The sequence below is a fragment of the Mesorhizobium sp. M0244 genome (assembly GCF_040321795.1).
Lineage (GTDB): Bacteria > Pseudomonadota > Alphaproteobacteria > Rhizobiales > Rhizobiaceae > Mesorhizobium.
On the sequence record NZ_JAMYSE010000134.1, the window covers coordinates 1 to 13,866 of the forward strand.

Annotated in this window: 11 protein-coding genes; 5 read left to right on the plus strand and 6 right to left on the minus strand. The window is 63.7% G+C overall.

The window, feature by feature from the left end:
* Nucleotides 1–255 precede the first annotated feature (255 nt).
* Together NKJ08_RS36135 and NKJ08_RS36140 are read left to right on the plus strand one after the other, a co-directional pair.
* Nucleotides 256–1,026 (plus strand): helix-turn-helix domain-containing protein, encoded by a 771-nt coding sequence (locus NKJ08_RS36135; protein WP_352778584.1) that lies wholly within the window; start codon nt 256–258, stop codon nt 1,024–1,026.
* Between the two features lie 73 nt (nt 1,027–1,099).
* Nucleotides 1,100–1,522, plus strand: a complete 423-nt coding sequence (locus NKJ08_RS36140; protein ID WP_352778511.1) for a VOC family protein — start codon at nt 1,100–1,102, stop codon at nt 1,520–1,522.
* Here the strand turns inward: NKJ08_RS36140 and NKJ08_RS36145 are convergent.
* Nucleotides 1,519–2,988: a cobyric acid synthase gene (locus NKJ08_RS36145; RefSeq protein ID WP_352786025.1), complete on the minus strand. Its 1,470-nt coding sequence runs from the start codon at nt 2,986–2,988 to the stop codon at nt 1,519–1,521. The two genes, NKJ08_RS36140 and NKJ08_RS36145, sit on opposite strands and share 4 nt — an antisense overlap.
* Entirely contained in the window at nt 2,988–3,602 is a 615-nt protein-coding gene (locus tag NKJ08_RS36150) for a dimethylsulfonioproprionate lyase family protein (RefSeq protein ID WP_352778506.1), read from the minus strand. Before NKJ08_RS36150 ends, NKJ08_RS36145 begins: the two co-directional genes overlap by 1 nt.
* A gap of 137 nt (nt 3,603–3,739) precedes the next feature.
* Between NKJ08_RS36150 and NKJ08_RS36155 the strand changes: the two genes are divergently transcribed.
* On the plus strand, nt 3,740–4,906 hold the full coding sequence (locus tag NKJ08_RS36155; RefSeq protein ID WP_352778504.1) for an isobutyryl-CoA dehydrogenase: 1,167 nt from the start codon (nt 3,740–3,742) through the stop codon (nt 4,904–4,906).
* Nucleotides 4,907–4,931: 25 nt separating this feature from the next.
* Nucleotides 4,932–5,816 carry a 3-hydroxyisobutyrate dehydrogenase gene (gene mmsB, locus NKJ08_RS36160; RefSeq protein ID WP_352778502.1) on the plus strand — a complete coding sequence of 295 codons (885 nt, stop codon included), beginning with the start codon at nt 4,932–4,934 and terminating at the stop codon, nt 5,814–5,816.
* A 1,152-nt stretch (nt 5,817–6,968) separates the two neighbouring features.
* Here the strand turns inward: mmsB and NKJ08_RS36165 are convergent.
* The 4 genes from NKJ08_RS36165 to NKJ08_RS36180 all read right to left on the minus strand — a co-directional run bounded on the left by NKJ08_RS36165 (nt 6,969) and on the right by NKJ08_RS36180 (nt 11,902).
* On the minus strand, nt 6,969–8,348 hold the full coding sequence (locus NKJ08_RS36165) for an aspartate aminotransferase family protein (RefSeq protein ID WP_352778499.1): 1,380 nt from the start codon (nt 8,346–8,348) through the stop codon (nt 6,969–6,971).
* 54 nt (nt 8,349–8,402) lie between these two features.
* Nucleotides 8,403–8,528 carry a capsid protein gene (locus NKJ08_RS36170; protein ID WP_352778497.1) on the minus strand — a complete coding sequence of 42 codons (126 nt, stop codon included), beginning with the start codon at nt 8,526–8,528 and terminating at the stop codon, nt 8,403–8,405.
* A 47-nt stretch (nt 8,529–8,575) separates the two neighbouring features.
* Complete coding sequence (locus NKJ08_RS36175; RefSeq protein ID WP_352786029.1) at nt 8,576–10,645, minus strand: prolyl oligopeptidase family serine peptidase; 2,070 nt, start codon at nt 10,643–10,645, stop codon at nt 8,576–8,578.
* Nucleotides 10,646–10,741: 96 nt separating this feature from the next.
* On the minus strand, nt 10,742–11,902 hold the full coding sequence (locus tag NKJ08_RS36180; protein WP_352778494.1) for an MFS transporter: 1,161 nt from the start codon (nt 11,900–11,902) through the stop codon (nt 10,742–10,744).
* Between the two features lie 229 nt (nt 11,903–12,131).
* On the opposite strand from NKJ08_RS36180, the gene NKJ08_RS36185 reads away from it, so the two are divergent.
* Nucleotides 12,132–13,709 carry a trimethylamine methyltransferase family protein gene (locus NKJ08_RS36185; protein ID WP_352528199.1) on the plus strand — a complete coding sequence of 526 codons (1,578 nt, stop codon included), beginning with the start codon at nt 12,132–12,134 and terminating at the stop codon, nt 13,707–13,709.
* Nucleotides 13,710–13,866: the final 157 nt, after the last annotated feature.

Here is a 13,866-nt window from a genome sequence, read left to right on the forward strand (position 1 = left end):
GTGGGTTTGGTCGGCACCGCAAACTCGGGGCGGCCCGCGGGCGGTCGGTCGCGGGGGGCTTAACCACACCCACACACCCACCAATACCCGCCACGGCGGCGCGCCCGCCAAAAAGCGGGCCGCTTTTGATTCTGAAGGATGGTCTGTTAAAATCGCCTGGCGGAAGGAAAGCGCATGCCCGCCGACAGCGACGACGGCAGCCGCCACGACAGTCCAGGCCTCGATCGGTTCGAGCCAGGCCTCGATCGCTTCGAGATGGTGCGGCGCGCGCCCAGCCATCGGCTTCAGGGCGCCGTCACCGACATATGCGGCTTTCGCGAAACCATGCCAGGCCATTTCCGCGCCGTCGAATATGCCTCCCTGACCGTGCCGCTGGTCATCAGCTTTGCCGAACCCTTTGCCATCGGACTCGGCAAGGACCCGGGCGACAACGACCGCTTCGCCAGTTTTGCCGCCGGCCTTTATGCCGGGCCGGTGGTGATCGAATCCTTCGGCGGCGCCTGCTGTGTGCAGGTCAATTTCACGCCGCTGGGCGCGCGTCGGCTCTTCGGCCGGCCGATGAGCGAGCTGACCGACCGCATGGTCGGCCTGGACGATGTGCTTGGCGTTGAAGGCATCGCGCTTCGCGAAAGGCTTGGCAATGCGCCGGATTGGAGCACACGCTTTGCCATCGCCGAGGCCTTCGTCGCGGACCGGTTGGCAACCGCGGACCGCACTCAAGCCGAAATAGCCTGGGCCTATGAGACGATCGTCACGACGGGCGGCCGGACCCGCATCTCGACACTGGCCGAAAAACTTGGCTGGAGCCGCAAGCATCTTGCCGGAAAATTTTCGGATGCGATCGGAACCGGCCCAAAAACGCTGTCGCGAATTGTCCGCTTCAACCATGCGCTTGGCCTGTCGAGGCAGGCCAACAGCGATTGGGCCGACATCGCCGCCGACTGCGGCTATGCCGACCAGGCGCATCTGGTGCGCGAGTTTCGCGACCTGGCAGGCGTCGCGCCGACAGCGCTTGCCGCGAGGTAACATTTCTTCAAGACGCGCGGCCGGCCTTCGCCCAGACTGGGTTGATTAACCAACCCACTAAAGGAGATCAGCCATGCCGAACACCACCGAACCGCCGCGGCTTTATCCGGCGCTGCGCTACAGAAATGCCGGCAAGATGATCGATTGGCTGTGCGGGGCCTTCGGCTTCAGCATCCGCGCCCGCTATGGCGAAGGCGACGTGGTGCACCACGCCGAACTCGCATTCGGCTCCTCGATCATCATGCTCGGCACGGTGCGCGATGACGCCTACGGCAAAATGGTCGGCGCGCCCGGCTCGGGCGGCGGCAAGTCGATCTATGTTGCCGTCGCTGACGCCGACGCGGCATACGCTCGGGCAAAAGCGGCCGGCGCCGAGATTCTGGAAGAACTCACCGACCGCGATTATGGCAGCCGCGAGTTCATCTGCCGCGATCCGGAAGGCAATGTCTGGTCGCTCGGCACCTACTGGCCGAAGGCTGACGAACCCGCCAGCTAGCGCGCCTGCCCAAAAATCGCGTCGCAGTCGAGGTGGGTTTCCAGTTCGGCTGCGATCTCGTCCAGTGCCCGTTCGACCTCGGCGCGGTAGTCGATGCCGCCGCCGTTGACGCCGAGGCTTTCCAGGAATTTCGCCCGGAAGGCGTCGGCGGAAAACAGCCCGTGCATATAGGTGCCTGATACCTTGCCGTCGGCGGAGATGGCGCCATCGTCGGCACCGTTGATGATTGCGGATGGCCGCAGCGTGTCCGGACCGGTGGTGCGGCCGAGATGGATCTCGTAGCCCTCGAGCGGCAGGGCGAACGGCACCGAGCGCGCACTGACATTGCGCACCGTCTTTTCCGGCTCCATCACCGTTTCGACGTCGAGCAGGCCGAGGCCCTGTGTCTCGGTAACGCTGCCCTCAATGCCGTCGGGATCGCGCACTATATGGCCGAGCATCTGGAAGCCGCCGCAGATGCCGACAATATGGCCACCTCGTTTCCTATGCGCGGCAAGGTCGCGATCCCAGCCGTTCTCGCGGAATTTCAGGAGGTAGCCGATCGTCGACTTGGAGCCGGGAATGACCACCAGACCTGCATCCTGCGGCAAGCGTTGGCCAGGCGGCACGAACACCACCTCGACCTGCGGTTCGGCCTTGAGCGGGTCGAGGTCGTCGAAATTGGCGATGCGCGAGAGCACCGGCACGGCGACCTTCAGCGCGCGCTTCTCGCCGGACGCCAATCGTTCGAGGACGACGGAATCTTCCGACGGCAGGCGCGCCGCCGCCTTCAACCACGGCACGACGCCAAAACAGCGCCAGCCGGTAAATTTTTCGATCGCCTTGATGCCGTCGTCGAACAGCGAGACGTCGCCGCGGAACTTGTTGATGAGATAGCCGGCGATCATGCGCCGGTCCTCATCCGGCAGGATCAGATGGGTGCCGGCGACCGAGGCGATGACGCCGCCGCGATCGATGTCGCCGACCAGGATCACCGGCACGTTGGCGCGCGTCGCAAAGCCCATATTGGCAATGTCGCGGCTCCTGAGATTGATCTCGGCCGGCGAGCCGGCGCCCTCGACAATGACCAGATCGGCGCCCTCGCCGACCTTCGCCCAGGACTCCAGCACGGCATCCATCAACCGGCCCTTCAGCGCCTGGTAGTCGCGTGCCCGCGCCTCGCCGAACACCTTGCCCTGCACCACCACCTGGGCGCCGACATCGGTCTGCGGTTTCAGCAGAACCGGGTTCATGTGGACGGTCGGCGCCACGCCGCAGGCGATCGCCTGCAGCCATTGGGCGCGACCGATCTCGCCACCGCCTGAATCGCCGGGAATGTCGGCAACGGCGGCGTTGTTCGACATGTTCTGCGGCTTGAAAGGCCGCACCTTCAGCCCGCGCTTCTTTGCCGCGCGGCAGAGGCCGGCAACGAGCACCGTCTTGCCGACGTCCGAACCCGTGCCTTGCAGCATGATCGCTTTGGCCATCAGCCCCTGCCCTGCGCAACCGTTCCGGTGATCGTCGACTTGGCTGCCAGCGGCCCGCCGCGCCACAGATAGAGCGCCAGCAGCGGCTCTTTGCCGGTGCGCATGGCGTGGCTGATATCAGGGGCATGGTGGATCACCTCGCCCGCCGCTCGAAGGCGAAAACCGCCATCGCCTATGCGCCATTCGGTGCCGCCGGTCAGCGGAATGTAGATCTCCTCGGCGACATGGTGGTGATCGGGGTAGACGATGTCAGGCCCAAGGATCAGCAGGCCGGCCGCAACCTGGTCGTTGACGAAATGGCCGCGCGTGCCGAACACCTCCAGCCAGCCGTAATTCTCCATGAAAACCTTGCCGAAATCCGCTTCGCCGTAGGTCTGGCCCCAGCGCAGATCGCCACGACGCTCCGCAACCAGCCGCGCCAGCGGCTTGGCGGCAGCGGGAGCGAGTTCGACGATACGGTCGAGCTGGACGAGACAAGGCAGTGCATGCGGTTCGAGCGGCCGGCCCGGCATATCCCAGCCGATCCGGGCCACGGCGTCGCGCACCAGCGCATCATCAAACGTTTGGAGATAGGCATGGAAGCGTCCAAGCAGTTCGTCGAAATTTGTCGTCACACTTTTCTCCAAAGCGCATTCGCGCACAGCGGCTGCGCAGACGGTCGGGTTGCGCGGCGGCATCATTGGTCTAGATTGAACGGCGCGCAAAGCCAAAAACGACAGGCCAGCAGGCCGGAAACATCAGGGAGCACGCCATGGACGCCGCTGTCGATGCGAGCACCAGCCAGTTCGAACTCAACGAGGACCAGCGCGCCATCCAGGAGATGGCCAAGGCCTTCGCCGCCGACCGCGTCGCCCCCAACGCACTCGACTGGGACCGCAACAAGCATTTCCCGGCCGACGTGATCCGCGAGACAGGTCCGCTCGGTCTTGGCGGCATCTATGTCCGCGACGATGTCGGCGGCTCGGGGCTCGGCCGGCTCGACGCCGTGCTGATCTTCGAGGCGCTTTCGCGTGCCGATCCGGCGTTTTCCGCCTTCATCTCGATCCACAACATGGTGGCATCGATGATCGACCGCTTCGGCAGCGACGAACAGCGCCGGCGCTTCCTGCCCAAACTGACCTCAATGGAATGGCTGGCAAGCTACTGCCTGACCGAGCCGGGCTCGGGCTCGGATGCGGCGGCGCTGAAGACGCGCGCGACAAGGACCGGCGGCGATTATGTGCTGAACGGCGCCAAGCAGTTTATCTCCGGTGCCGGCGACAGCGACCTTTATGTCGTCATGGCGCGCACCGGCGCCGACGGGCCGAAGGGCATTTCCACCTTCGTCGTGCCGAACGATGCGCCCGGCCTTTCTTTCGGCGCCAACGAGCACAAGATGGGCTGGCACATGCAGTCGACCCGCCAGGTCGTCTTCGACGATTGCAAGGTGCCGGCCGAAAACCTTTTGTCAGCCGAAGGCGCCGGCTTCGGCATCGCCATGGCCGGGCTCGACGGCGGCCGGTTGAACATCGCCGCCTGTTCGCTCGGCGGCGCGCAATCGGCGCTCGACAAGGCGCTCGCCTACACGGCCGAGCGCAAGGCTTTCGGGTCGAAGATCAATCAGTTCCAGGCGCTGCAGTTCAAGCTCGCCGACATGGAGACCGAACTGCAGGCAGCGCGCATATTCCTCTACACCGCCGCCTCGAAGCTCGACCGCAAGGCGCCGGATGCCGGAAAATGGTCGGCGATGGCGAAGCGCTTCGTCACCGACACCGGCTTCAACGTCGCCAACGATGCCCTGCAGCTGCACGGCGGCTATGGTTACCTGCACGATTACGGCATCGAGAAGCTGGTGCGGGACCTGCGCGTCCACCAGATCCTCGAAGGCACCAACGAGATCATGCGCGTCATCATCGCTCGCGCCCTGATCGGCCGCTGAGGCCAGCAAACACCGGGAGAAAACGATGACCACCATCGCCTTCATCGGCCTCGGCAATATGGGAAATCCGATGGCCGCCAACCTGGTCAAGGCCGGATATGCCGTGCACGGCTTCGACCTGGTGCCGGAGAACCTCGTCATCGCCAGGGAGCACGGCGTCGTCATCATGGCCAATGCCGTTGCGGCGGTGAAGGATGCCGATGCGGTCATCACCATGTTGCCGGCCGGCAAGCATGTTCTGTCGGTTTACGCCGACATCGCGCCCAAGGCGAAAAAAGGCGCGCTGTTCATCGATTCCTCGACCATCGATGTCGAGTCGGCCCGAAAAGCCCATGCCATCGCCGCCAAGCACGGGTTGCTGACGATCGACGCGCCGGTCTCCGGCGGCACCGGCGGTGCGGCGGCCGGCACGCTGACCTTCATGGCCGGCGGTTCGAAGGGCGCCTTCGCCAAGGCCGAACCAATCCTCAAGCCGATGGCCGGCCGCATCGTTCATTGCGGCGACGACGGCGCCGGACAGGCGGCGAAGATCTGCAACAACATGATTTTGGGCATTTCGATGATCGGCGTTGCCGAGGCCTTCGTGCTGGCGGAAAAGCTCGGCCTGTCGCACCAGGCGCTGTTCGACGTCGCCTCGACGTCGTCCGGCCAGTGCTGGTCGCTGACCACCTACTGCCCGGTGCCCGGCCCTGTGCCGACATCGCCCGCCAACAATGGCTATAAGCCTGGGTTCGCAGCGGCACTGATGCTGAAGGACCTGAAACTGTCGCAGGAGGCCGCGCAGAGCGCCGGTGCGGTAACGCCGCTCGGCGCCGAGGCAGCCCAGCTCTATGCGCTGTTTAACGCACAAGGCAATGCTGGTGCGGATTTTTCCGGCATCATCAATTTCCTCCGTGGTGACCCGGCGTAAGCTCCAATTTCGTAGTTTTCGATCTGCCCAAAGCGGAAAGTCGACAAATTTAGGTTTGCTTAAGCTCTTGCTAACCCTGCAGTAACGATGTGCGTTTAAAACGGATGGCGAGGCGGACACCCGCCCGGCGCTCCGGATCAGGTCTCGCGTACCGGAGCCCTTAAGTTTCGCCGTAAGTTTCGCAAGTGTATTGTTGGCGAAGCGCCATGCGTATCTGGCAAAGCCGCGTTCCGATGGAGCGCGGTTTTTGCGTTTCGCATTCTTCAAGGACAATGAGGCGATCGCCCTGGCGCGTCTTGCCACGCTCGACAGGGACGAGGTTTGCCGGCCGGGAGAGTGAGGGCAGGCTTAGTGCGCCAAAGCTGGATAGACGGCAGTGCCTAGTAGGGCGCGTTTCGGCCCCTTTTCCGACCTTGCTCTACGACGATAGAGCATCGAGCACCCCATCCAATGCGGTCTTTCAGTTGCGAGCGTCGCTGGCTGGAACTGCGTTAGCCAGTCGGAGGCCAATGGCGTTTTTAACGGAACGCTAATATACATGGACGTTCCAACGAGCAGCGCCTGCCAAATCCTTGAGGAATGCATGCGAAGGTTCATCTTCACGGCAATGTGTATCGCCGGCGCAACAGCCGCCAGCGCCCATGATTGGTACGAAGACAAGATTGACCCACAGACGAAATTGAAGTGTTGCGGTGGTTCTGATTGCCGCGCCATACCTCAGTCTTCGGTGCGGTCCAGGATAGACGGTGGTTACACTTATTTGCCGCATAATTTCACCATCCCACGGGACCGTGTACAGGAGTCCCCTGACGGCCAATACCATATCTGCGAGAATACCTACGTCGTAACTAATCAGCTGTATTGGCGTTGCTTTTTCGCACCTCGTGCCAATGTCTCTCTACTTCTCCCACATTAAGGTAAATACTGCGCGTCGCGGCCGGAATCGACATCGGCAAGGTGCGCAGCTGTGGCAAATTCAGTCGCGCCACTCGCTTCCCTGCACGGACGTTCGACCCAGTGATCGCCTCGTGGCGACCCTTCGTGAGCAGCTCCTCCGGCTGGTACTCCTAGGACGCCTGGCGAGCTCTTCGGCAGAATGCGGCATCCAATCGCCGGGCGCCCGACTGCAGGACGCCCGGCGATCGTTTTATCTTACCGCTTGCGCAAATCCGCTTGCGCCAGATCAAGCGCCTTGGCGATGCGGTCGCAGGCCATGTCGATTATCTCGCGCGTCCAGATCAGCGGCGGCGACAGGATCATCGTGTCGCCGGTGGCGCGCAGCATCATGCCCTGGGCAATCGCGTGATCGCGAACGATCACCGCCGCACTGCCGGCCGGCAGGAAGCGCTCCTTGGTTGCCTTGTCCTTGACGATCTCGATCGCCCCCATCAGCCCGAACGAACGCACCTCGCCAACCAGATCGTGCCCACCGAGACGTTCCTGAAGCGCCCTGGCGAAGTACGGCCCGGTGTCGTTCCTGACGCGCTCGACCAGGCCTTCCCGCTCGATGATCTCAAGGTTCTTCAGCGCCACCGCGCAGGCCACCGGGTGCCCAGCGTAGGTGTAGCCGTGATAGAACTCGCCGCCCTTCTCGACCAGGGTTGACGCGATGCGGTCGCCGACCAGCAGCGCCGACAGCGGCTGGTAGCCGGAGGTCAGCGCCTTGGCCGTGGTTATGGTGTCGGGCTCGACGTCGAACGCCTGTGCCGCGAACCATTCGCCGGTGCGGCCATAGCCGGTGATGACCTCATCCAGCATCAGCAGGACATCGTATTTGCGGCAGATGCGCTGCACCTCGGGCCAATAGCTCATCGGCGGGATCTTCACGCCGCCTGCCCCCATCACCGGCTCGCCAATGAAGGCGGCCACCTTGTCGGCACCGGCTTCGAGGATGGCGTCCTCGACCGCCTTTGCCGCGCGCAGGCCGAAATCATGGTCGCTTTCGCCGGGCAGTGCCAGCTCATAGGCATAGGGCATCATCACATGGACGATGTTGGGCACGGCGCCGCCGAGCTGCTTGTGCATCAGATCCATGCCGCCGAGCGAAGCGCCGGCGACGGTCGAGCCGTGATAGCCCATCTTGCGCGAGATGATGCGGTTCTTCTCGGGCTGGCCTTCCAGCACCCAGTAATGACGGACAAGACGCAGCGCCGTGTCGTTGGCCTCCGAGCCGGACGAGCCGTAGAACACCTGGTTGATGTGCTTCGGCGCGATCTCCGCCAGCTTCTTGGCGAGCAGCACCGGCGTCGGGGTCGAGCATTTGAAGAAGGAGTTGTAGTAGGGCAATTCCTTCATCTGGGCATACGCGGCGTCGGCCAGCTCGTCGCGGCCGTAACCGATATTCACGCACCACAGCCCGGCCATGCCGTCGAGGATTTCCGTGCCTTCGGAATCGTAGATGAACGGCCCGTTGGCGTGGGTGATGATGCGCGAGCCGGTCTCGCGCATCTCCTTGTGGTCGGTGAACGGATGAAGGTGATGCGCGGCATCGATCTGCTGAAGCTGCTTCAGCGAATAATTCTGGTAGGTCATGTCTGATCTTTCCTCTTGAACCAATCCGGCAGCTTTCGCGCCGGGGCGGATTCGTCAGAGGAAGGCGGGCGGCGAATAGCCGATGCGGGCGCACAGCCGCAACAGCTCGGCGCGAAGCGTGCGCGGCGACGGCGTCACCGCGACCCCAAATGCGCAACCCGATTTCGCCAGCCGAGCCATGGACTGCACCTTAGGCTGCCTCGAGCCCTCAGTTCAAGCCGTGCCGGTCAAGCGATGCCGTTCAGCGCGCGCTGCAGGAAGACGTACTTCATCGCCGCCTGTGCCGCCTGCGGCCGCCGATCGCCGCGCCCGCCATGGCCGCCGTCGGTCTCTTCGAAGAACAGCGTCTTGCCATGGTCGGTCGCCTGCAGCCGCGCCGCCATCTTGCGGGCATGGCCGGGATGGACGCGATCGTCGGCGGTCGATGTCGTCAGCAGCACCGGCGGATAGGCTGTATCGGTGTCTACATGCTGATAGGGCGAATAGGCGGCGAGCCAGGCGGCCTCTTCCGGCTTCGCCGGATCGCCATACTCGGCCATCCAGGATGCGCCGGGCGGCAGCTCGGTGTAGCGCAGCATGTCGAGCAGCGGCACGTCGATGATCACCGCGCCGAACAGTTCCGGGCGCTGCGTCAACGAGACGCCAGTCAGCAGACCACCGTTCGAGCCGCCCTGAATGCCCAGCGTGGCCGGCGTGGCGATGCCGCGTTTCACCAGATCTTGCGCAACCGCGGCGAAATCGTCGAAGGCATTCTGGCGATTGGCCTTCAGCGCGGCCTGATGCCAATTCGGGCCGAACTCGCCGCCACCGCGGATGCTGGCCTGCACATAGGCATTGCCCTTTTCCAGCCACAGCCTGCCGCGCACGCCGGCATAGCCGGGCAACAGCGGCACTTCGAAGCCGCCATAGCCGTAAAGCAATGTCGGCACCGGCCCGTCCTGGTCGCGCCGCCTGACGACGAAGTAAGGAATCATCGTGCCGTCCTTCGAACGTGCCTCGAACTGTTCGGAGACCAGGGACGACGCATCGAAACGCGCCGGCTGCGATTTCACCGCTGCCAGCGTCGCAGCATTGTCGTCCGACCAGATGATCGAGCTCGGCGTCAGGAAATCGGTGAAGGAAAAGGAGACGCTGGAGCCGAAATGCTCGGCATGGCTGATGCCGACATTGCCGTTTTCGGGCAACGCAACGGGCTTGAACTCCCAGCCACTGTCGCTGCGTTCGCCGGCGACGATCTTGCCGCGCACATTGTCCATCAAATTGATGAACAGCCGGTCCTGCGTGCGGGCGATGCCGGCGATCGAGACGCGATGCGCTGGCTCGAGCACGGTATCGATGGATCCGAATAGACTGGTTTCGATCCAGTGCTCAAAGTCGAGTGAATAGAGCCCGTCGGGCTTGCACAGCGTGCCGTCCGGCGCCGTCCACGGGGTACGCACGCCGAAGACAAACTGGCCCTTGAACAGCGCCGTATCGGTGACGTCGTCCGGCAGCGGAATGCGCCTGTTCTCGCCGGAAGGCAGCCGCAGAAAACTGTGCGAGGCGAAGAAGTCGAGCGTCCGGGCCAGGAAGACGTGGCGCTTGTCGCCGTCGAATTCGACGGACCCGCCGGCGGCGAGATCCTGCTTCAGCGCCTCGAAGATCGGCATCGCCGCTTCCAGCGGCGTGCCGCGCCGCCAGAGCTTGACCCCGCGCGGATAGCCGGACTGGGTCTTGTCGTCCTCCTCGAAGGCGGCGGAAACGATAACCGTGTCCTTGTCCAGCCAGCTAAAGCTCGATTTCGAAGCAGGAGCGCGAAAACCGCCATCGACGAAGGACCTGCTTTCGATGTCGAATTCGCGCATCTCGCTGGCATCGCCGCCATCCGGCGACAGGCTGAGCAGGCAGCGGCTGAAGTCGGGGTAGAGCCGGCTGGCGCCGCTGAACACCCATTTCACCCCCTCTTTCGCCGCCAGACTGTCGAAGTCGATGATCGTCTGCCATTCCGGCTTCTCGGTCTTGTAGGAGGCGACCGTGGTGCGCCGCCAGAGGCCGAGTACGTTCGTCCGGTCCTGCCAGAAATTATAGACATGGCCGTTGATTGCGGCCCCGACGGCAATATTGTCCTCGGCCGTCATCAGGTCGAGCGCTGTCTCGAACGACGTCTGATAGGACGGATCGCCTTGCAGTTCCCCGACCGTGATCGCGTTCTGGCGATGCACCCAGTCGAGCGCCTGCTTGCCCCTTCTGTCCTCGAGCCAGAGAAAGGGATCTTCGGCCGCCAACTCCAACTGGCCCTTGGTGTTCGATTTGGTCATGGAGTCTCCGGTTAAGTCAGGCGTTGGCATAGCCAAGATCGACATAGGGCCGCTTATATTCAAGTCATTGCGTCAGAAACGGCGACCTTCTGGCATTCACACCATCCGCCTTCGAATGACGGTTACAATCGCCAGCGCCAGGCAAATGGCGCCAAGCGTGATCGGCAGGCCGCCGGCGCCAAGAACATCCATGGCGCTGCCCGCCAGCGGCGGTACGGCGATGCCGCCGACGCCCCACATCAGCGAGAAGGCGGCGTTGCCGGCGACCAGTGCCGAGCCGGTGAACCGCTCGCCGAGTTCGATGATCGACATCGTGTAAATGCCGTAGGAAACCGCACCCCAGATGAAGACGCATGGCCATATCAACGGCGTCTCGATAAGAACCGGCAGCAGCACGCATCCGAGCACTGTTACCGAAACACAGATGAACCGCACCAGGCGCGCCGTCAGTCGTTCCGCCAGCAAACCGAGCGGCACCTGCATCGCGATATTGCCGGCGATCATCACCGACAGCAGCGCCGACATGCGCGCTTCCGCAATGCCGTAATGCGTTCCGTAGACCGGCAGCAAAGCAAGCACTGCCTGTTCGAAACCGGCGGCCACAACGACCGCCGACAACAGCAGCCACGCCTGCGGAACGAACCCCAGCACCGAAACCCGATGCCCGCTCTCGTCGACGCTCGGCAGCCGTCCCAACACCGAAGCCAGGCAGGCGCCGCAAAACAGGAATGCGGCGATGCCGACGAGAAACGGCGGCCATCCCGTGGTGCCGACCGCAAGCAGGCATAGCGGCCCCGCCGCAAAGCCTGCTGAAATGATCGTCGAATAAATGCCCATGACACGGCCGCGGCGTGCCGGCGGCGCCAGTGCGATCACCCAGACCTCACTCAGCACGTAGAGCGGGTTGGTGACCGCGCCGATCAAAAAGCGCAGCGGAAACCACAGATAGACGTTTTGCGTCCAGCCGATCAGCGCCAGCACAAGCGCAGAAAGTGCCGCGCAAGTAAGCGCGGTGCGCCCTGCCCCGAAGCGGCGCGCTAGCGCCGGGACCAGCGGCGACGACACGATGAAGCCGATCGGCGTCATCGCCGCCGACAGGCCGATCATGGCCGGAGAGACACCCTGGCGCTGCAGAATGAAGCTCAACAGCGGATAGCTCAGCCCTTGCGCGATAGCGAACACCGAGACGGTCGCGATCACGCCGGTGATCGCCGCCCACTGCACCGTCTCGCCGCTGTTTTGTTCCGCCCGGGCCATGATCCACATCAAATATCGGGCTGCAGAATTAGCGTTTCGGTTCGGTGGCGGTAAGCACCGGCAACGAAAACCGCTTGCGCCAGCCGGAAAGAGATCAAGAGCCTGACGATCCCGCCGGCTGCCGTTTGGGCATGTCGCTTCCCTCGCCCTAGTGGTCGCCGCCTCCGCAATGGGCGGACGGCCGGCAGTCCATTATGCCGCCGCATTGTCGCAGCGTACGAGGACTATCATGACCGCCGCCCTTCAGCCCGCCGAACCGGCACTGGCAAACGACCGCGCCCGTCGCGGCGGCCGCGCGGGAAAGCGTGCCGGCGGATCGGCGGCGTTCGAGCAGCCGCCGTTTCGGCAGCTGAAGAACCCGCTGACGCCGACCCGGCTGGTTTCCGACGACGAGCTGGAATCGATCCACCTCGCCTCGTTGCGCGTGCTGAGGGAAATCGGCGTCGACGTGCTGCACGATGAAGCCCGGCGCATCATGAAGGCGCATGGCGCGGATGTCCGCGACGGCAGCGAGCGGGTGCGCTTCGACAGCGACATGATCCTCGAACTGGTTGCGCACTGCCCGCCGGAATTCACCATCCACGCCCGCAACCCGGCGCACAATGTGCGCTTCGGCGGCAACAATCTGATCATCTCGATGATGGCGTCGGCACCCAACTGTTCCGACATCGACCGCGGCCGCCGGCCGGGCAACCAGCAGGATTACCGCAACTTCCTCAAGCTTGCGCAGATGCACAACATCCTGAACTGCACGGGCGGCTATCCGGTCGAGCCGATCGACATCCATCCGTCCGTCCGGCACCTCGAATGCATCCGCGACCTCAGCGTGCTCACCGACAAGGTGTTCCACATCTATTCGCTCGGCAAGGAGCGCAATGTCGACGGTATCGAGATCACCAGGATCGCACGCGGCATCAGCCATGAGCAGCTGCTCGCAGAGCCGTCGGTGTTCACCATCATCAACACCAATTCGCCGCTCAAGCTCGACGTGCCGATGATGGAAGGCATCATCCAGATGTCGAGCAAGGGCCAGGTGGTCGTCATTACGCCGTTCACCCTGTCCGGGGCCATGGCGCCGGTGACGATTGCCGGCGCGCTGGTGCAGCAGAATGCCGAGGCGCTGTCCGGCATCGCCTTCGCGCAGATGGTGCGCAAGGGCGCGCCTGTCGGCTATGGCGGCTTCACCTCGAATGTCGACATGAAGTCCGGCGCACCGGCCTTCGGCACACCGGAATACATGAAAGCCCAGCTGGTCGGCGGCCAGCTTGCCCGCCGCTACAACATCCCCTACCGCACCTCCAATACCTGCGCCGCCAACACGGTCGACGCGCAGGCGGCCTATGAGAGCGTATTCTCGCTATGGGGCGCCATCCAGGGCGGCGGCAATCTTATGATGCATGCGGCCGGCTGGCTCGAAGGCGGCCTGCGCTGCTCCTATGAGAAGACCATCCTCGACATAGACCTGTTGCAGATGGTCGCCGAGTTCCTGACGCCGCTCGATCTTTCCGAGGAGGCGCTCGGCTTCGACGCCATCCAGTCGGTCGGCCCCGGCGGCCATTTCTTCGGCACCCAGCACACGCAGGACCGCTACAAGACAGCCTTCTACGCGCCAATCCTTTCCGACTGGCGCAATTTCGAGAGTTGGGCGGAGGCCGGGTCGCCGACGGCGCTCGAAAAGGCCAATCGCGTCTGGAAGGAACGGCTGGCGTCCTACGAAGAGCCTTATATGGACCCGGCGATCCGCGAGGAGCTCAACGCTTTCGTCGACAAGCGCCGGGCCGAAGGCGGCGCCCCGACCGATTTTTGATCATCTGTATTGGTTTGATGAACAGTCGACCCCCACTCCGTCGCGCGTCGCTCCCCACCACTACCCCCCTCGACGGGGTGGACGTTTAAACCAACCATGGAGCCCGTGATGGCACCCTGGCCGCAACCCATTGGGTGTCCGCTCGACCCAATATTTT